The organism is Pontibacillus yanchengensis Y32 (assembly GCF_000770635.1).
Lineage (GTDB): Bacteria > Bacillota > Bacilli > Bacillales > BH030062 > Pontibacillus > Pontibacillus yanchengensis.
The window spans coordinates 1-18,611 of sequence record NZ_AVBF01000037.1; the positions used below are offsets into that span (position 1 = coordinate 1).

Annotated in this window: 18 protein-coding genes and 1 riboswitch; of the genes, 9 read left to right on the plus strand and 9 right to left on the minus strand. The window is 40.8% G+C overall.

Annotated elements, in window-relative coordinates; genetic code table 11:
• The first annotated feature begins 194 nt into the window (after nucleotides 1–194).
• Both N782_RS13165 and N782_RS13170 read left to right on the plus strand, forming a co-directional pair.
• Nucleotides 195–629: a MarR family winged helix-turn-helix transcriptional regulator gene (locus tag N782_RS13165; protein ID WP_036820824.1), complete on the plus strand. Its 435-nt coding sequence runs from the start codon at nucleotides 195–197 to the stop codon at nucleotides 627–629.
• Between the two features lie 91 nt (nucleotides 630–720).
• Nucleotides 721–1,347, plus strand: coding sequence for an FMN-dependent NADH-azoreductase (locus tag N782_RS13170; protein ID WP_036820827.1), 627 nt, complete (start codon nucleotides 721–723; stop codon nucleotides 1,345–1,347).
• 312 nt (nucleotides 1,348–1,659) lie between these two features.
• Here N782_RS13170 and N782_RS13175 read toward each other — a convergent pair whose 3' ends face one another.
• Both N782_RS13175 and N782_RS13180 read right to left on the minus strand, forming a co-directional pair.
• The gene (locus tag N782_RS13175; protein WP_036820830.1) at nucleotides 1,660–1,959 is read right to left on the minus strand and encodes a YciI family protein; all 300 of its coding nucleotides are present in this window, start codon (nucleotides 1,957–1,959) and stop codon (nucleotides 1,660–1,662) included.
• 205 nt (nucleotides 1,960–2,164) lie between these two features.
• A complete protein-coding gene (locus N782_RS13180; protein WP_036820832.1) occupies nucleotides 2,165–3,049 on the minus strand; it encodes a pirin family protein in 885 nt (294 codons plus the stop codon).
• Between the two features lie 273 nt (nucleotides 3,050–3,322).
• On the opposite strand from N782_RS13180, the gene N782_RS13185 reads away from it, so the two are divergent.
• Nucleotides 3,323–3,916, plus strand: a complete 594-nt coding sequence (locus tag N782_RS13185) for a YitT family protein (RefSeq protein WP_036820834.1) — start codon at nucleotides 3,323–3,325, stop codon at nucleotides 3,914–3,916.
• A gap of 47 nt (nucleotides 3,917–3,963) precedes the next feature.
• On the opposite strand, the gene N782_RS13190 is transcribed toward N782_RS13185, so the two are convergent.
• The 4 genes from N782_RS13190 to N782_RS13205 all read right to left on the minus strand — a co-directional run bounded on the left by N782_RS13190 (nucleotide 3,964) and on the right by N782_RS13205 (nucleotide 8,488).
• On the minus strand, nucleotides 3,964–4,761 hold the full coding sequence (locus tag N782_RS13190; RefSeq protein WP_036820836.1) for an SDR family oxidoreductase: 798 nt from the start codon (nucleotides 4,759–4,761) through the stop codon (nucleotides 3,964–3,966).
• 515 nt (nucleotides 4,762–5,276) lie between these two features.
• Nucleotides 5,277–5,375, minus strand: a riboswitch (cyclic di-GMP riboswitch).
• Nucleotides 5,376–5,572: 197 nt separating this feature from the next.
• On the minus strand, nucleotides 5,573–6,076 hold the full coding sequence (locus tag N782_RS13195) for a GDYXXLXY domain-containing protein (protein ID WP_036820839.1): 504 nt from the start codon (nucleotides 6,074–6,076) through the stop codon (nucleotides 5,573–5,575).
• The gene (locus N782_RS13200; RefSeq protein ID WP_036820842.1) at nucleotides 6,073–7,284 is read right to left on the minus strand and encodes a DUF2157 domain-containing protein; all 1,212 of its coding nucleotides are present in this window, start codon (nucleotides 7,282–7,284) and stop codon (nucleotides 6,073–6,075) included. Before N782_RS13200 ends, N782_RS13195 begins: the two co-directional genes overlap by 4 nt.
• Nucleotides 7,274–8,488: a DUF418 domain-containing protein gene (locus N782_RS13205; protein WP_052111335.1), complete on the minus strand. Its 1,215-nt coding sequence runs from the start codon at nucleotides 8,486–8,488 to the stop codon at nucleotides 7,274–7,276. The genes N782_RS13200 and N782_RS13205 overlap by 11 nt, the downstream gene beginning before the upstream one ends.
• Before the next feature lie 145 nt (nucleotides 8,489–8,633).
• On the opposite strand from N782_RS13205, the gene N782_RS13210 reads away from it, so the two are divergent.
• From N782_RS13210 to N782_RS13235, 6 genes are all read left to right on the plus strand, one after another.
• Nucleotides 8,634–8,861, plus strand: a complete 228-nt coding sequence (locus tag N782_RS13210; RefSeq protein WP_036820852.1) for a spore germination protein — start codon at nucleotides 8,634–8,636, stop codon at nucleotides 8,859–8,861.
• A gap of 13 nt (nucleotides 8,862–8,874) precedes the next feature.
• Nucleotides 8,875–9,075, plus strand: coding sequence for a spore germination protein GerPB (locus N782_RS13215; protein WP_036820855.1), 201 nt, complete (start codon nucleotides 8,875–8,877; stop codon nucleotides 9,073–9,075).
• A 75-nt stretch (nucleotides 9,076–9,150) separates the two neighbouring features.
• Complete coding sequence (gerPC, locus tag N782_RS13220) at nucleotides 9,151–9,756, plus strand: spore germination protein GerPC (protein WP_036820859.1); 606 nt, start codon at nucleotides 9,151–9,153, stop codon at nucleotides 9,754–9,756.
• Nucleotides 9,753–9,947, plus strand: coding sequence for a hypothetical protein (locus tag N782_RS13225; protein ID WP_036820862.1), 195 nt, complete (start codon nucleotides 9,753–9,755; stop codon nucleotides 9,945–9,947). The genes gerPC and N782_RS13225 overlap by 4 nt, the downstream gene beginning before the upstream one ends.
• A gap of 1 nt (nucleotide 9,948) precedes the next feature.
• Nucleotides 9,949–10,338: a spore germination protein GerPE gene (locus tag N782_RS13230; RefSeq protein WP_036820865.1), complete on the plus strand. Its 390-nt coding sequence runs from the start codon at nucleotides 9,949–9,951 to the stop codon at nucleotides 10,336–10,338.
• Nucleotides 10,339–10,393: 55 nt separating this feature from the next.
• The gene (locus N782_RS13235; protein ID WP_036820868.1) at nucleotides 10,394–10,609 is read left to right on the plus strand and encodes a spore germination protein; all 216 of its coding nucleotides are present in this window, start codon (nucleotides 10,394–10,396) and stop codon (nucleotides 10,607–10,609) included.
• A 410-nt stretch (nucleotides 10,610–11,019) separates the two neighbouring features.
• On the opposite strand, the gene N782_RS13245 is transcribed toward N782_RS13235, so the two are convergent.
• Genes N782_RS13245 through addB form a run of 3 tightly spaced genes read right to left on the minus strand, consistent with a single transcriptional unit; the run spans nucleotide 11,020 to nucleotide 18,540 of the window.
• The gene (locus tag N782_RS13245; RefSeq protein ID WP_036820873.1) at nucleotides 11,020–11,310 is read right to left on the minus strand and encodes an HNH endonuclease; all 291 of its coding nucleotides are present in this window, start codon (nucleotides 11,308–11,310) and stop codon (nucleotides 11,020–11,022) included.
• Between the two features lie 10 nt (nucleotides 11,311–11,320).
• Complete coding sequence (addA, locus tag N782_RS13250) at nucleotides 11,321–15,046, minus strand: helicase-exonuclease AddAB subunit AddA (RefSeq protein ID WP_036820876.1); 3,726 nt, start codon at nucleotides 15,044–15,046, stop codon at nucleotides 11,321–11,323.
• Nucleotides 15,046–18,540, minus strand: coding sequence for a helicase-exonuclease AddAB subunit AddB (gene addB / locus N782_RS13255; RefSeq protein ID WP_036820887.1), 3,495 nt, complete (start codon nucleotides 18,538–18,540; stop codon nucleotides 15,046–15,048). Before addB ends, addA begins: the two co-directional genes overlap by 1 nt.
• Nucleotides 18,541–18,611: the final 71 nt, after the last annotated feature.

An 18,611-nucleotide genomic window follows, 5' to 3' on the forward strand; every position in this document is an offset into this window, starting at 1 on the left:
GCATCGGACCCACCAGCTGCTAAAAATATCTCGATTCCAAGTCTTCAAGATAATGGGGCTTTATCGGAATAAAAATTCATAAGTAGTAACCCCATAATTTAAAATCCGTTACAATTGACAATCCATCCCCTAGCGTATATACTAATCATCGCAAAATAGTATGTGTAGCAACTAAATAGTTGGAGGGCGTCGATTTGAATTTAGGTTTTCAAGATTATATCAGTATAAAGCTCCACAAAACAGACTTAAACCTTACTAATGAGATTAAATCTAGACTAGAACCATACAACCTGGCTCCAGAACAAAACTTAATTATGATGCTACTTTGGGAAGAGGATGGTTTAACACAGAATCAGTTAGCACAAAAATTAAACAAAGATAAAACGAATGTAGCTAGAATGGCTTCTAATCTTGAAAAGAAAGGATTCATTACAAGAAGTCTTTCAATAGAAGATCGTCGTTCTCTCAAATTATACCTTACTGAAGAAGGAAAACAATTAGGAGAGAAAGTTATTCCCATTGCTGAAGAATTTAATGATGTCGTATGTAATGGTATAACAAATGAAGAACTAATGGAACTTGAAAGAATCCTTAACAAGATGAATAAGAATGTAGATCAACCCAAATAAACATTCTTATCCCTATATAGTTGCTACACCAACTTTTTCCACAAACCAAGTTGCTATAACAACTAATTTACAATATATGGAGGAATAAATCATGACAAAAGTTCTATTTATCAAAGCAAATTCCCGCCCCATCGAGCAATCTGTAAGCGTTAAGCTTTATCATACGTTTTTGGAGCAATATAAAGAAGCTCACCCTGATCATCAAATAGAAGAATTAGATTTATTTGAGGAGAACTTACCTTATTACGACACCGACAAAATTAATGGTATGTTTAAACTCTCAAAAGGAATGGAGCTAACACCGTCTGAAAAAGAGGCCACCGAAGTAGTGAATGGGTATCTAAATCAATTCCTTGAAGCAGATAAAGTGGTATTTGCTTTCCCATTATGGAATTTCACAATCCCTGCTGTACTTCATACCTATTTTGATTACTTGGCTCAATCTGGAAAGACCTTCTATTACACAGAAGAAGGACCTGTAGGATTATTACCAGATAAAAAAGTCTTACTATTGAACGCAAGAGGCGGCGTTTATTCAGAAGGACCTGCCCAGTCAGCAGAAATGGCCGTGAATTATGTAGAGAATATTCTTCGCTTCTGGGGCGTTGAAGATATTACAACAGTAGTAGTGGAAGGCCACAATCAACATCCTCAAAAAGCAGAAGCAATTGTTGAAGATGGATTAGAAAGAGCTTCAATGGCTGCAACAACTTTTTAATAGTAAGAACAAAAGCGCAAGCGCCCTGCTAGCGACGTATATGCTGCGGCCCACACGATGTGGGTTGGTTCGATGTTGCTGCACGATGCAGCGATCTTAATCGAACTTCCCCTGATTCCGTAGGAGATAAAGGCAACACGAAGAACGAAGTGATTCGATGTTAACTTATCGTACGGAGGCGAGGGAAGCATACTAGTCGCTGGGCGCTAGAGCTGGAAGTGGCCGCACCACTTTTTCAGTTATACACAAGCATTGAATTTTATAATTTCCTAGACGAGAACAAAAGCTCAGAGTCATCTGAGCTTTTTTCTATTATTGGCTTTCCTTCTCCATAAGTGATACTCGATAAGGATGGACTTCACCAGTCATAACTCTTTCCATAACAGAAGGATCACTTTCCATTACCTTCTTAGCCATATCCTCCGATTCAGCACGAAAGACTACTATTCCAAATGCACCATCCAGGCAAGGACCTGCCATAATCAAGTTTCCTTCAGATAACATTTCGTTTAGATAGTCAAAGTGTCGATCCATAACTTTCCCTTCTTGTTCTGTCATGGAATCGACAAAGCTGTCTCTAGTTGGTCTTATAAGATATACATACTGTTCCATAAGTTAAATTCTCCCCTATCTACTAAACTACATTAATAATATAGCTTTCACAGTTAGTTCTATAATGATGTGAAATTCCCTTTAATTCAAGGGCTTACCATAATAAGAGAATTTGCACACCATATTCTGGATATTAAAAAGCATGTGATTTCTAGGGCGAAACCACATGCGTCAACATTTCCAGCTTATTCTTTAATAGATTATTTTATTGAGAGGAAGGTCCAAATTTACCTAGTTGGAAGTCTTGAATTGTTTGCTTTATTTCTTCCATAGTCCCCATCACAAATGGTCCATGTTGAACTATTTCTTCTTTAATTGGAACTCCTGAATAGACCAATACCTTTGTTCGACGACTTTTGGCATCTAGTTTTATTTCACTTTTTTTCGTTTCATCGCCATTTTCTTCATACGTAAGGGTAGCTACACCATGTTTTTTCAGATTAACAGGATCGTTTTCCCCTACACTTACTTCTCCTGATAATACATAAAGAAATGCATTATGATTTTCCGGTAACTGATGAGTATAAGAAGCACCTTCTGTTAAGGAAATTTCAGATAGAGTAATAGGAACGAGCGATTCTAAAGGACCTTTTTCTCCAGCTATGTCACCAGAGTAAACCTTTACAGACCCTCCATCTATCGCGACTTCTGGGACGTCCTCTAGATACACGTTTTGATATTTTGTCTCTGTTTTACGCAAATGGCTCGGTAGATTCAACCACAATTGAAGAGTGTGAGCGATGTCATCCTCTACACCCTCTTCCGCATGCCTAGCAGCCCAACCTGCATTCATATATTGAACATCACCTGGGTGGAGAATATCTTGTCCTCCCCCATTATCCACATGCTCAAGTCTTCCATCAATAACATACGTAATTGTCTGAAAACCTCTGTGAGGATGATCAGAAAATGTGCCTCGCTTGAACCAATCCTCAGCCATTAAAATAAATGGATCAAACTCTCTCCAGCGATCTGCAGGGAGAACCCATCCTTTTTGAATAGAAGGAAAACGTTGTTCACTATACTCTACATACCAATGATCTTTTACACTTCGTTTCAAAGGTTCTTGATTCTCAAATTCTTGTGCCATGTTGATGTGTTCACTCCTTTAGTTGCTAGTGATTCAATATTTTAACTATAAGAACAGTTTTCATCCTACAATGCAACCTATCTTCCTACTTTAGTTGTTACATCAACTTTCTCAAAATAGTTGCTACACATACTAATTTACAATTGTAGCATTTACGTGTCAAAACATTCGCTCTTTGCCAAGCCACATATTGTCTATCAAGCTCTGTTAAAAACTAGTATGTAAGACAATCTCTTGAATACACATATAAGTAAACACGTAAAGGAGATTCCTATGAAATTCCTTTTTAAAAAAGCGGCTATAATTTTAATCGGAAGCTCTCTGTTGGCAATTGGCATAAATTTTTTCTTGGCCCCTTATCATGTATTAGATGGTGGGGTAATAGGAATTGGTTTGATTGCAAATTATTTGTGGGGCATGGAAGCTGGACTAGCTATTATTATCTGTAGTATCCCTATCTTCACCATTGCATGGTTTCATTATCGATATTACTTCTATAATAGTTTACACGGACTCTTGATCTCATCTCTATTCATTGATTTATTTAATGGTTTAAGACTTCATCACCTTGCACTAGATCCTGCCCTCAGTTCCATGATTGGTGGGGTGTTTGTTGGAGGTGGTATTGGTTTCATGCTTCGCCATGGGACAAGCACAGGTGGCACCGATTTGCTAGCACAAATGATTGCAGATTTGTTAAAAATCAATGTCGGAGCAGTCATCTTCGTCATTGATCTGGTAGTCATTTTATTAGGAGGATACCTTTTCTCCACTCAAACACTCCTACTCTCAGCGGTGACCATTTTGTGCGTAGCTGCCGTAACCATGCTGTGTACGGCGCATCCATCATTAAGAGAAGCAAACTAAGAAAAGCCGCACGTGAGTGATGTTAACCCCGTGCGGCTTGTAACTATTTATAAAGCTTTCACATATCCTCCATCAACCACTAACGTTTCACCTGTCATGTACGTATTCGCAAATGAAGCTAGGTACACTGCTGTCTTTGCAAATTCTTCTGGTTCTCCATAACGTCCCATAGGAATCTTTGTTTCTGCTTCTGCCTTCACTTCTTCAGTCGATAACCCTCTTCTAGTAGCTTGTTTGTTGTCGAGTTCTTCCACCCGTTCTGTCCCAATTCTCCCTGGACCTATGGTGTTTACTAGAATATTATCTTTCGCGTACTCATTGGCAAGGCTTTTGGATAACCCTGCTATTCCTGTACGGAAAGTGTTGGAGAGAATAAGTCCATCGATAGGCTGCTTTATGGAAGAGGATGCTATATTTAAAATACGTCCGCCCCCTGCATCTTGCATTTGCGGCACTGCTAAGCGAGATGCTCTAATAAAACTAAGTAAATTCAATTCAAATGCCTGCTGCCAATCTTCATCTTTGAATTGCATAAACGATCCGGCAGGGGGACCTCCAGCATTATTAATTAGTACATCAACACCTCCTAATTTATCGGAAGCTGCCTCAAACAGTTCTTCAATTGCTTTTGCACTCGTTATATCACATACATGTGTGTGTGGAGCTGGCCCATCTCCACCTACTTCTTGCTTGATTTCTTGTGCAGCTGAGAATAAATTCTCGGGATCCCTACTAGAGATGAGCACTTCCGCTCCCTCTCTTACAAATTCCGTTGCCATTGCTTTCCCTAATCCTTTACTAGCTGCTAATAAAATAACCCGCTTCCCTTGTAATCCTAAATCCATCTATAACCCTCCAATTGTAAAACCTAGTTTCATTGTACTGAAAACCACCCAGAAGAATCCAGTGAGACGAAGGGACAGGTCCCCCGTCCCACTCCCCCTGGTCCCGCACCCTGCTTTGGGACGAGGGACCTGTCCCTTCATCCCATCCCTTCATCCCAGAACAAAAAAAGAGCCTTACGTATAAAACGTAAGGCCGTCTATTTAGTATAAGGGGAAAAATCACTCAAAACTCAACTGCTTGTGTTCTTACAATAAACTAATAACGTAAGGATGTACGCTAAAATAGAGGATGTCCTACAAAAGGACAAGGTACGTGTCTAGGCAAGGTCTTATGTCAGAAAAGAATGGTGAGGGAACTAATCATGTTAGTCTATTCCTAAAAATGGTCGTAAAAAGGAATAGATTCATGTAGGTTCGAGTAGAGCAGTTTCTACTGGTCACTTCCTCCTGCATAAAAAATAACCCTGCCTTCGACTACCGAAAGTGGGTTAGATCATAAAATGCACCCGCAATCTTTCGGTAACTGGCTGGCGTAGATTCATGCGTGGCAACATGTCTCCGTAGCCCCTATAGCTTTGCGTCGCTGATTTTCATCAGGTTTGCCTTTATCGAGATTCAACAGATGTGCTATGAACTTGACGTTGAATCTGATTACCTTTATTATACATCGATACTTGTCTAGTTGGGTATCATTCATAATTCTTATTTTTTTAATAGAAACTTTTTCCTATTTTATATTAATTTAGAAAATAAATAGGTATATAGAACCAACTAACTCCTAACTATTCTCTATAGGAAGTTCAACCTAATCCTATTCCTCCAATGTAACACCTACTATTTTTTTCTGCCCCCAAGGTGCTATAGCAACTTCTACAGTCATGTCGCCACTATGATTTTCATAGGTTTCACCAGTATTATCTTCAACATAATACCGACCAATTCCATAGTCTACCTGGAAACCATCGTTTGCTTTAAATTCATAACGTCCGGTCATTATCACTTCGTTTTCTTTAGCATCTTGTTTTTGTATTGATGCTCTTTGCACTTCATAACTCCCATCATCAACAGGTGCTAAATAAACAAAAACCTTGTCTCCTCGTTCTAGTTCCTCTTCATTCAATTGTCCTTCTGGAATGGTACTTACTTCATAGTTTAATATGACATAATCTCCGTAAAACACATCACTAGGATCAACGGGTGCTGTTTGAAGTGTGACAGTTTCACCGAAATCCTCTATTAAATAATAAGACCCCGCCATTGCTAATAAGTAAACCGCCTGAGCTGCCACCACCACGATAAACAACCATTTCTTCATAACCGATCACCTCTTTCCTCCGCACGAGAGAAAGCCCTTCGTCTCCGTTCGAGCAAGTAACCAAGCACAAATAACAGCACTCCACCGATAAAGAAGAACACCGATTTATCAAGAAAGTCCCAAGCTACCTGGAAATAAGCTACAAGGGTACTTACTAAAAACGCGATTGTCCCAATATTGATCATCTCCGCGTCCCCGTCTTTATATCCTAATAACAACCTACCGAGTGAAAAGATGAATAACAAAACTAATACAAAGGCGCTTTTAAAATCCGGTAGTAAAAAGACAGGAACAAACAGTGCTAAATCTACAAGACCGCTTAGAGAGTGGGTGGTAATGTTGCGATAAACAACCCAACCAGCCAGGACAATTAATAAGAGTAGAAAACTAATCTCTAGCTCAATATCTTGCATAACCCACCCAGATTGTAGGGTGAACACTTGTATGATTCCAATTAGAAACGCTACAGCTACGGCAAGACGTTTAAAAGCTTGTACAGGAAAATCCTTCGGTACGATTTCTGATAGGCTGTATAATAACAACAAAAATGCAAATAGCCAGTAATACGATAAATCTGATGTTAGTACAAGCACGAGGCTTTGCAAAACAAACCCTATTGCATAAAGGGTAGAAATCCACTCCCGTTGATGAATATAAGTGAAATATCCTAAGCCAATAAGAAACAGCAATCCTAACCCAATATGAAAATCCTGATACGTAAAACCACCATAGATTTGACCAATCGTAATAATTCCAAAAGCTAGTACGAGCATGATGGCTTCTTGACTTAAAATAAAAATTGCAATGGCAGCAAGTGACCATATGAAGAAAGCCGTCGCACTATAAGCCATATAATGATACATCTGTCCCGTAAGAATAATCCCCGCCCCAAAAGTAAGGACTCCAATGACTAAAAACGTTGCCCCAATACCTTGTGAATGTTTACGATAAATGCGTTCTCCCACACCGTAAAATCCAATCATAGCTACCAAAATAATGACCATTTTTATAGCGTTTGTTAAATCGGACCAATTCGAAGCTATGAAAGTAAGAAAACCCAACCCAACAAATAGGCCCCCAAACGCCATTAACAAGAAGCGCTGATCATGCTTAGGGTATCTCGATAAAATAGCTGTATATTGCTCAGAAGAAATAATACCTTCTTCCACCCATTTCTTTGCTTCTTTTTGTATCTGGTTATGTTTCATTGGATACTTCCTCCTTTATATTCGGAGTGCGGCGCAATGGTTGTTTTTTCATATACGTAATGGTTCTCCACAACCATTCGAATGGACCAAATCGAAAGGACTTCAACCATAACTTGCTGGCGATTACTTGTAAGAAATAAATGCCTACTACAATCGCGACACTCATTATTGGTGGAACTGAACCATATAATCCTAAACCGACCGAATAAAATAGAAAGAAGCAGATGACAGACTGCAATAGATAGTTAGTTAATGATAAACGTCCCACAAATGTAAAAGGTGCAAATAACTTCTCTCCTACCCCACGCTGGTACATAAGTGCGACCGATGTAATGTAAAATATGGCGCTAGCTGACCCACCAATACTATCTTGCACACTGTATTGTACCCATTCTGGATTCCCGAACAGATACGGTCCTATTTTAAATACGATAAATAAAACCAACGTAATTGCCCACCACTTTTGCAAGGTAGACTTATGCTCCGATGTTTCGTGTAGAAATCGTTTTTTACAAAAGTACATCCCCAATAAGAACATCGGTAATAAACTTAACGTAAGAAATATCCATTGAAATACAGAACCATTCGAATACAGCCAATCATGTTGTATTTGCGAAAAAACCTCCAGCCAATTACCAGAACCGTATGCCTCTTGAGCTTGTTGAATGTTTTGTCGATCTACGATGTTCAAGCGATCCCTTACAGGGTAATAGAGACCAATCGAAGAGATTGCATAGAAGGTAAGCAACCCAAACGCCCAAATAACCAACGTTTTTGCCTCACGTGCATAAAACAAGAAAAGCAATAATCCAATCATCCCATACGTAAATAAGATATCGCCATGCCAGATAAATAGTCCATGAATCAAGCCAAAGCCAATTAAAACGAACAATCTCCTGGCAAGAATTAGCTGATACCGATTTCCGAAGCCTTTTTCCAGAAGACGTTCCTTCATCATATACATACCGAATCCAAACAAGAAAGAAAATAGCGTATAAAAGCTGGCTTGAAAAAAGATATCAATAAACGCTTGAACAATATGACTTAACTGACTGTCCCAAAATTCACCTTCCCCACCATACATAAAATAAGGTGCATTAAAGGCTGGTACATTCACCATAAAAATCCCTAATATCGCTAATCCTCTTGCCGCATCAATCCATGGCAAACGCCTGGAAGCCTCTAGCGGTTTTGCATGATTCATTTCTTTACCTCCCCTTTTCACGCCAGTTAACTTAGTGTAATTTTACCCTTTTTGTTGCAATTTGGTCAACGTACATTTGAAAAATATTCCGCTCTTTCACCATTTTTTTCGCCCTTCATAGACTACTAACGAAGGAGGTATGCCTATGCCCGCTCAGGTCGGAGCCGTGAAAGTTGTAAGCATCTCAAGCTCAAGCATATTTAATATTGGTGATGTGTACGCCATGGCACCAGAAAGTTCCGCAAAGACCTTTGCTGGGGGTGGATCCTTTAACACTGGTGACGGCATATCCATTGACTTATCCAATTCAACCACCTATGTAAATGACGAAGATACTATTGATCAATCCACGATCAATTCTGATGATATTTAAAAGGAGGACGCTTATGAACTATACGATTTATCAAAACATATCGATTCATTTTTTGAAAGTCGGATCAATTAGTAACTCATCTGTTCTGCAAATAGGAAGTGCTGGTGTCATTCAATCACAATCCAGTTTATACAACACCGGTGGGTATGAACAGCCTGCTGAAGAAGCAGAAGCTATAGAAGCACCACCTCAAGCGCCTTTCGTACCACTATAGAAGGGCTTTTTTTCACACTTTACATCTCCTCTTCATACACTAAAATAGGTCAATGCCTAGAAAGGAGAGGTCTCGATGGGCTATTACGATTCCTGGAACCAATATATAGAGCAGCTTAATCGAATGGTCGAAAAGCAAAACGAGAAGATGAAAATGCTTGAGAAACGGATCAACAAATTAGAGACAGACATGGAATCCAATAAGCAAAAACCATCGACCAATATTGAAAAAATTGAATATAAATTCGATCAATTAAAAATTGAAACACTCGAAGGTACATTGAATATTGGCTTCACTCCCGGAAGTGGTATGGGAGTGGAGGACCTCTCGATTCCACAAGAACCGTTTCCCCCAAAGCAAAATACGGGGCAAGCGATTAAAGAAAATATAGTAAATGAACTAGGAAATTACCTGACAAAAGAAGGTCCATCACAACTTCAATCTATCGCTAGAGAATACAATCAAACTATTGATGAAACATATCAACAGTTTATTTTACAAGACGTCCAAAAACAACTCGGTGACCGAGTATCCTATTACATGGATCAGTCCACATCTTCAAATGGTGTGGTAGAAGAAGAACATAGAAATCAAATTGTTGATCAGATCAAGCAAGAAATTAACCAGTCCCTCCATCATTTCTTACAAAAACAAACCAATAAAGGAGATGGTAACTCATGAATTTTGAAGTCCACAATTGCGGATTAAACGTTGGCAATGTGCGTATTACAGCCGTATCATCTTCATCTGTTTTTTTAATCGGGGATAACGAGCATTTTGCACTCACCTCTGTATTTGACACCCCTCCAGAGTCGCTCATTGTCACACCTTTTGTACCATTAGCACGCGATGACCAAAAAGGAACATCGTAATATGGAGAAACGAACAGCCAGAGTCCATCAAGCAAAAGTCATTTCGTTAATCAATAGTTCTATTTTTGAAATTGGGGACGCCACTGAAGCTTACTTAGCTGCCCGGGTACTAGCTGTACAAAAAGAGGGCGCTACATTTACAGATGAAGAATTTCCTTACAGCGATTTCCCTATATTCAGAGTGGAGCTCCCTAGATTTGATGAAAGACCTGTGATTAATCAAACACACACTCCATGCTGTCCATACATTGATGTGGGTACTGTTGATATCCTCGGTATCGCTTCCTCTAGTCTATTTCAAATTGGTAATATAGATACCATTGAAGGTGAAGCAAGAATTAAACACTTCCGTATTTTAAGAGAAGAGAACCATAAAGATATGGAACGATGAACATAACCATGCATAGGCTAGAAAAGAGACACTTCCTAATAGGTAGGTGAACTGGATGCCATCCATTGTAGGTCCAATAAAAATAAATAGCGTCGGCGGTGGTGTCATAAATTTTGGAGATTCCTTTTATATCTCTCCTAAAACATCATCTAAATCAGTATCTGGATCAGGTAGTGGAAACACAGGGGACTTTATTAACACAAATAACGGCTTTAGCACCTCCAACCCAATAGACCCTGATGCAATCGACCAACCAACCGTTGCGACGTAAGATTTGTTAAAAATCCCGTACTATACGGGATTTTTTTGTATGAGGAAATTAGGCAATACACCCATATCGCCTAGCGATATGCTATCCGATATGGGTGTATCGCACCCCGGTATGCTTGGGTTCCTTCCTCGTCTTGTGCATATCGCCCCCCCCCCGATATGTTCGAGTTCCTTCCACATTTTTGGACGCTTGACTCCTTGCATGTGTTCTCCTTTTTAGTGCGTATCGCTTTCCGGTATGTATAAATCCCCTCTTATGCTCGACTCTTCTTTCGATAAGTTTGAAACACACATTTATATGTATCGCCGCTCGATATACTCAACCCATCACACCTGTATCGCCTAGCAATATGGGACATTGCCCTATACAATAGAAGCATCATTTCAAGTGAAATGATGCTTCATTGGGGATTACCGACCTTTTTTTCGATTCGATTTCTTTATAGTGATTTTCTTGCCTGGTGCCTGTTTTCGAATCCACTTCAGATATTTTTCCATAGTGGGGTGTTCTTGTAGACGTAAAAGTGTGTGATAGAATCCAGCTAGCTCTTCATTGGTGAATATGGCATGAATTTGTTTATGGCAAGGAATACATAGTTGGGCAACTGGTCCATCTGTACCTCCATATTGTTTGGGAATCAAATGGTGCTCCGTAGTATCCACAGAACTTCGGCCACATAATTCACACACTTCCTCATCCATCTTTCACACCTCATTCTACTTTAGTTAGTAGTGGTCCGTTAAAGAAATACAAGTACTTATCTGTTACAGGCTTTCTCCAAATACGTTCTAACGCCTCCGCATAAAGAGAAATTTGGGTTCTGTAGCGATCTTGCAATTTTTCGATAAGTTTATCATTAATATCCTGGTTTATTTGATCGGTTTTGTAATCGATAATCATCCATCCGTTCTCTGTCGGAATCATACAGTCAATTACACCTTGAATAAACACTTTTTCATTCGTTTCTTCTTCCCAATCCGCGTACACTTCATGGGCGGGAAGTGCCAGAGTAAACGGCACTTCACGATGAATCACATCTGCTTCAATCAATCTTGAACCGAGTTCGCTCTGATATAAGGCTTCAATCGCTTGGTAATCAATAGCATCCCCTTCATCTCGTGTAAGTAATTCCATATCTACATATTTCTCTACGTACTCTTCTATTTCAGGAACGGTAAGCACGCTGTTAAACGGAATATGTTGCAACACGGTATGCATCGCACTACCTTTTTCTGCTGCTGACAACTCTTGATTTTTCTGCATAAACCGTGGGCGTTGGACGATTGGCTTCTTGCTTGAGGATTTTAGTAACGTATCCGCACTATATTCATCCCGAGCCTCACGTTGACGCTTTAATTCTGTTACGGATTGCTTGGCCCTGTGATGGATCGCTTTTTGATGAGGATACTGAAAATTCAACCTGCGTTCTACTTCATCATTTAATTGTGATTCCTCTTTAAATGGCTTCCATTCCTTCACCGCTTTTTCAAGTGCCTCATGGTCCTGCTCCTCGACTGTTGCAGGGTTTACGAACTCATTCGCATGATGAAGAGAAATACGCCAATTAGATTCATCGTTGAATATATCCTCAGGAATACGATTAATAGATGCTTCACCGCGAAGCACCTCATTTTGCTCGTGGCGGATTAATGCTGGTGCTACCCAATCCAAATACGATTTCGTTTCAAGCCTGTATTGAGAAGGGATAACCCAGGTTGGATGATCAATCCACTCCTGCCATTTTTGCATTTTCTTATCCAATGAAGAGACATTGCCGACCATGACGAGCTTTTCTTTCGCTCGTGTCAGCGCAACATACAGCACACGCATTTCTTCAGCTAGCAATTCTCGTTGTTTTTCCTTTTTTAATGCATGGTACGCGAGTGTCGGGTACATAATCCGCTTTTCTGGATCAATATATTTACTTGCAAAGCCTATATCCTTATGAAGTAAATATTTTGCCATTAAATCACGCTGATTAAATTGCTTATCCATCCCACCGAGCAATACAGCTGGAAACTCCAGTCCTTTACTTTTGTGAATGGTCATAATCCGAACAACGTCCTCTTGTTCACCTAAGGCACGTGCCGCTCCTAAATCTTCCCCACGTTCTTCAATCCTTTCAATAAAGCGAAGGAACCGGAACAATCCACGGAACGATGTAGATTCATACACACGAGCGCGGTCGTATAAGGCACGAAGGTTAGCCTGACGCTGTCTGCCACCTGGAATACCACCTACGAAATCGTAATAACCTGTCTCGCGGTAGATTTGCCAAATCAACTCTGAAAGGGATCCTTGTCGAGCACGGATACGCCAGGCATCTAAGCGCATCAAAAAGTGTTCGACTTTTTGTACGAGTTCTTGATTCTCCCCTACTCTGCGATATTGCTTCAATGCGTCAAAATAAGCTGCATTTTTCTTCGCTAATCGTATGTTTGTCAAATCGTCTTCATTTAAGCCAACAATAGGTGAACGTAGTACAGAAGCTAGAGGTATATCCTGGCGAGGATTATCCACTACCTTTAGGAGACTAAGCATGATTTGAATTTCAATTGCTTCGAAATAACCAGTGGATAATTCAGCATAAACAGGAATTCCTTGTTGCTTCAACTCTTCCACTATCGTAGGAGCCCATGTCATGGAACGTTGTAAGATGACAATATCCCGGTATTGGATGCTTCGTTTCGCTCCTGTTGCTTTATCTACAACCTGTAATGGTTCACCGTCCCCATGCCCTAGCCACTCTTTTATTTTCTTCGCATAGGCTCTCGCTTCCAGTTGCGCTTTTTCTAAATCATGAACATCTTCATTTGATGATCCTTCCCCTTCATCAGAAGCTTCCCGGTCAATAACCATCAGCTCAGCCTCGGAATCATTTGAGGTAACTTCATCATAAATCGTATTGCTATAAATGAGCTCCGCATCTCTGTCATATGTCATTTCGCCAACATCTTCATCTAGAATTTGACGGAAGATATAGTTTGTACCTGCCAACACCTCTTTACGACTACGGAAATTCCGTGCAAGATCGACACGTTCAGCAGGATGTTCCTCTTGAGCAAACTGCTTATATTTTGAAATGAATAACGATGGTTCAGCGTGACGGAAGCGATAAATACTCTGTTTCACATCCCCAACCATAAATACATTCGCAGCTTGTTCGCCTTGAGAAATCATTCTTAGAATGGTCTCCTGAACCATATTGGTATCTTGATATTCATCAATTAATAACTCAGTAAACTGATTTTGATAGCTCTGCGCAACCTCAGATGGAACAATATTTTCAGATGTGGAAGACTCATCCATTAACACTTGCAGACAATAGTGCTCCAGGTCAGCAAAATCCACTAGAGCTTGTTCCTTTTTCTTTTGTTGAAAGCGTCGGTGAAAGTCCTTCACAAGCGTCATTAGTTGCTCCACTACAGGAGCTAATGACTCCATATCCTGAAGGTATGCAGGAAGAGAACGGGAGAACCATTCTTGTGCTAAGGATTGCCAACGTTTCTTGTATCTGTCACGGAGCGTTTTCACGCGTTCTTTCTTTTCCTCATCACATTCGACCTTTTTGCCGGAGAGCTTTTTAAAACTCCCCGCTTGTTGCATATAGTTCTGTAAATCCTGCCATGATAGGTCTATGAGCCCTAACGCCTGTTGCATACGCTCTCTGTCATCATCAATCGCATCAGCGTAATGGTAAGGTCCATCACTCTCTCGCGTAAGATTTAGCGCTTGTTCAGAATCGGCAAGCATGGCGTGCAGTTGATTTTTCACCTCACGCTTTAAGATGGAGAGCCATTCGAGTTCATCCTCTGGAGTCTCAGGATTAACTTTGTACATCGCGATTACTTGGTTCATCCATTGCTCAGGCCATGGATTTTGCATTGCAAATTGGTATAGGCTCATCATTAGCTGTTCCACTTCTACATCACTTCGGTCACTGGAGAACCTATCTACAACTTCAAAAAATCGTTCTCGTTCCTCGCCTTCAGCTCCATACCACTCTTCAAACAGGTCTTCCATAATTTCCTGACGCATCAAGTCCGCTTCGATTTCATCTGCAATCCTGAATTGAGGATCTAAATCTAATAAATAAGCATAGCGGCGCACTACATCCATACAAAACGAGTGAAGTGTTGAAATGGAAGCGCGCTGTAGTAACGAAAGCTGTTTTTTCAAATGGGTCGAATCAGGATTTTGTTCCAGCGCTTGTTCAAGAGCTTCCCCGACACGATTACGCATCTCTTGTGCCGCTGCATTGGTGAAGGTTACGACAAGTAGTGAGTCAATATCGGTAGGTTCGTCGCGGCTGAGTAATTTTTGAATAATTCGTTCTACAAGTACAGCCGTTTTACCTGACCCTGCCGCTGCCGCTACAAGCATATCCTTCCCACTAGTATAAATGGCTCTTTCCTGTTCTGGCGTCCATGTAGGCATTACGATTCCTCCCCTCTTTTCGTTATTTTGTCTAAAATATCTTCATCCTTCATTCCTTTTAATGATCGGTAACTATTTTCTTTAAGGGAAGGATCAAATTGACAAACGGAACGGAATTCACAGTAATCACAAGCAGCTTGCTGGTCTTTTTGGAATGGATTTAGATCCACCTTTCCATTTGTAATGTCTTCTCCCGCTTGCATCATTAAATCGCGTATATACCCTTGTAGTTGTTGGAATGAAGCTTCCTCTGCCGTCTTTGAACTTTTCAAGAAGTCCCCATTTTTCTTTAATCCTGCTGGCACAATATGGCTTGTACCTGAATCAAGGCTCGTGTCCATCATTTTGACAATCTCTTCATCTTCTAATAAAAGACCTTGCATCTTAAACTTTTTGAATAACTCTTTTTCAATATCTACATCATCGAGTAACGTGTTATCTGATAACATCGGGTTATGAACGTGAAAATAGAGTACTCCTGCTGGGGAAGCTTGGGCCCCTAGCCATTGTTGGGCGTGCGTTAACACAACATCTAAATAGGCTAGCATCTGTAGAGCTAGTCCATAATACACTTCAACGAGATCGAGTCCTTTGGAGCTGGATTTATAGTCTATGATGCGTAGCAACAGTCCTTCGTCTCCTTGAGCGCGATCTACACGATCTATACGTCCTCTAAGAAGTAGTTCAAACCCATTTTTCAAATCAAGCTTCATTGGTGGAATGGTTTCATCTGGTCCAAAACCAAGCTCAAGTCCAACGGGAGAGAACTGACTTCGCTTAGCTTGTTCGCTTAGCATGTAAGCAGCTCGAGCAACTACATCCTGCAATTTGCGTTGAATATATTGATAGCGATTCGAGCTATATAAAATTTGGTGCTGCAAGATAGGAGATAGCTGATGTACAGCACGTTCTGCATACTGGTTGGTATCCTGCTGGGATATCGTGTTCCAATCACGCCCCTCTGCTTGGATCCATTCTGTGATTTGCTTTAACGCTTCGTGGAATAGGGTGCCAATATCAGGTGCATCCAATTTATATACAGAACGCTCTTGAAGCCCAAGACCATATTTAGCAAAATGCTGATATGAGCAGCGGTAATACGTTTCTAGCCTTGAGACACTAGCTTTGACTTGCTTCGGGTACAACTCTTCTGTTGTACGGTTTCCTAGGTTTGCTGGTGTATTTTCATAAAATAAACTCATCAACACGCGTCTCGTGTCCAGATGGTTCTTATCACGTACAATGAACCAGTCTAGTACATCCCACCACACATCCTTCATCGGATACCCTCGCAAATAACGGGAGAGTTGGGCAGTTAAGACAGACCGGGTCTTTTCCGGTGTGGTAATAAATCGTTCTGCATCCTGATGATCATCATCTTCCTGGAGAAGCATTTTTTCCTCCGCATGCGGGAAAAGTTCCTGGATACGCTTTACCATGGAAGATGGTGTTTTGGATTTCCCTTCCTCATTACTTAGCGGATAACTAATCCATAAGTAATCAGACGGCGCCGTGAAGGCCAGGTACACGTAAAAGTGATCATCCAATAACTGGCGCTTACTACTATCTGCCAACTGCATGCCATGCTCTGCTAACAACTCTCGCTCCTGTTCAGAAATCATCCCTTCAGCAGGTGGCTTCATAGGCCATAAACCTTCATTCACGCCTAGTAGAAACGCACATTTGATGCCTGAAATACGGGAACGATCAACACTACCTACGATGACATGGTCCATATTTGGCGGAACATGGGCAAAATCAAGCGATTCAAAACCTGTATCAAGCGTTGTTCGGAAAACCGATAACGAAAGCTTGTCATCGCCAATCATTTCTACCATCTCTTCAAACAACTGAACAACTGCGTCCCATACCTGCTCTTGCTCACGACCTTTTTCAATCAGCCCTTGATCATCATAATCGTCGCGCCAAGCATCCAGCTTTTCCGGCACTCCTAGATTTTCTAGCCACTCAAACAACACCTGGCATCGCTCTTTTACCGTCTTGGCTTCTCGAAGGGATTCGTCAAAAGGAAGCAAAGCTGCTGTCACCTGGTGTCGTAATCGATTCAGGCGTTCTTCCTTCCGTTTTTCTTCATCCGTTTGCGATGCCTGGTCGAATCCTTTAAAGCGCTGATAACGCCATCTTGACTCACCAATCCATTTGTTTTTCGTTCGTATACCATACTCCAAACAATAGTTTTCTAGTTCATCGATAGCTTCCTGCGTAAGAGGATGTTCTGAATCTGATGATGGAATGAAATCCGTTTTTAAAAGACGGAATATCGCATCATATCGCCAGTTTCCTTCAATAACGTCCATCGCAGAACGTAAAAATTCGATCAACGGATGGTTCATCATCGTTCGTTTCTCATCAATAAACACAGGAATATTGTAGTCTTCAAATACGGTCGCAATAATATCGTGATAGACTTCTGGTTCTCGAATCAGCATCGCCATATCTTGATAACGATAGCCACCATCACGCACGAGCTCAATAATCTCTTGCGCAACGCCCTCCACCTCAGCACGTGGATGCACGGCTTGAGCAATCGAGATAGGCGTCTTATCCTGATAGGCAGGTGCTGGTCTTGTATTAAAATAATGCTCTAAGTGCTCAAAAGCATGCCTTTGTTGGAATCGGCCTACTTCTCCATATAGATGCTTGATTTCCGTAATCGGAACAGATACTTCATTGGCTACCTCTTCGATCTCTTGGAAGGTATGACCTGTTTGATAGAATAAATCAAGCTCTGGTATCTCCCCATACCGAGGTTCATCAAGCGTTAACGTAATCGATACACGGGCAGCTTTTTTCATTAGCGCTTGTAGTACAATCAGTTCTTGAGGAGTAAAGCTGTGGAATCCATCTAAATAAATCTCAGCACCCTCCAAAAAGTCCGCCTCTTCAATTTTGTTTGCCAAAAGCTGTAGCTGGTCTTCACTGTCAATGTATTGCTCTCTTAGAGCGTATAATAACTCTTCATATATGTAAGATAGATCCTCTAACTTGTGTTTAAGCGCTTCTTCCCCAGGATAGTGGTGAACATATTGATCCATTGCATTCATTTGTTCCTGAAGGGTTTGTGGTGTCACGCGATACCGCTTAAACTCGGTAATCATTGTTTCCAATTGCTCGATAAACCCTTGCTTCTCAATGGCCTTTTGGAATACGTTCCAATCTGATTTTCGTTGCTCCGTAATTTTGCGAAGCATCATCTGGACGCCTGTAGAGCTAATAAACTTTTTCGTTCCTCCACCTGTCTCCTGAAGTACACGCCATGCCAAACGAGAAAAACTAAAAACTTGAGCTCGTATGCTTCCTTCTATTCCATCTTGCTTCAATAAAGCATACTCCTGCTGGAAGGTCATTTGCTCTGGAACCATATAGATAATGGGTGGCCCCTCTGGTGATGTTTGAAGCAGGTCTTTAATCTCTGTTAAACAGCGTGTGCTTTTACCAGAACCTGCTCGCCCTAATAAAAATCGTATGCTCACTGTTTCCTCCCCCTTTATGAACCATTTATGTATTATTTGCATAGAGTAACCACTACGTATTCTAGAAGGAG

Coding starts and splice junctions, on each gene's coding strand:
- addA (WP_036820876.1), bottom strand. CDS start 15,046: ATGCCTACATGGACGCCAGAACAGGAAAGAGCCATTTATACTAGTGGG.
- N782_RS13205 (WP_052111335.1), bottom strand. CDS start 8,488: ATGAATCATGCAAAACCGCTAGAGGCTTCCAGGCGTTTGCCATGGATT.
- N782_RS13245 (WP_036820873.1), bottom strand. CDS start 11,310: ATGGATGAGGAAGTGTGTGAATTATGTGGCCGAAGTTCTGTGGATACT.
- N782_RS13195 (WP_036820839.1), bottom strand. CDS start 6,076: ATGAAGAAATGGTTGTTTATCGTGGTGGTGGCAGCTCAGGCGGTTTAC.
- N782_RS13210 (WP_036820852.1), top strand. CDS start 8,634: ATGCCCGCTCAGGTCGGAGCCGTGAAAGTTGTAAGCATCTCAAGCTCA.
- N782_RS13185 (WP_036820834.1), top strand. CDS start 3,323: ATGAAATTCCTTTTTAAAAAAGCGGCTATAATTTTAATCGGAAGCTCT.
- N782_RS13180 (WP_036820832.1), bottom strand. CDS start 3,049: ATGGCACAAGAATTTGAGAATCAAGAACCTTTGAAACGAAGTGTAAAA.
- N782_RS13235 (WP_036820868.1), top strand. CDS start 10,394: ATGCCATCCATTGTAGGTCCAATAAAAATAAATAGCGTCGGCGGTGGT.
- N782_RS13230 (WP_036820865.1), top strand. CDS start 9,949: ATGGAGAAACGAACAGCCAGAGTCCATCAAGCAAAAGTCATTTCGTTA.
- N782_RS13215 (WP_036820855.1), top strand. CDS start 8,875: ATGAACTATACGATTTATCAAAACATATCGATTCATTTTTTGAAAGTC.
- gerPC (WP_036820859.1), top strand. CDS start 9,151: ATGGGCTATTACGATTCCTGGAACCAATATATAGAGCAGCTTAATCGA.
- N782_RS13170 (WP_036820827.1), top strand. CDS start 721: ATGACAAAAGTTCTATTTATCAAAGCAAATTCCCGCCCCATCGAGCAA.
- N782_RS13175 (WP_036820830.1), bottom strand. CDS start 1,959: ATGGAACAGTATGTATATCTTATAAGACCAACTAGAGACAGCTTTGTC.
- N782_RS13225 (WP_036820862.1), top strand. CDS start 9,753: ATGAATTTTGAAGTCCACAATTGCGGATTAAACGTTGGCAATGTGCGT.
- N782_RS13200 (WP_036820842.1), bottom strand. CDS start 7,284: ATGAAACATAACCAGATACAAAAAGAAGCAAAGAAATGGGTGGAAGAA.
- N782_RS13190 (WP_036820836.1), bottom strand. CDS start 4,761: ATGGATTTAGGATTACAAGGGAAGCGGGTTATTTTATTAGCAGCTAGT.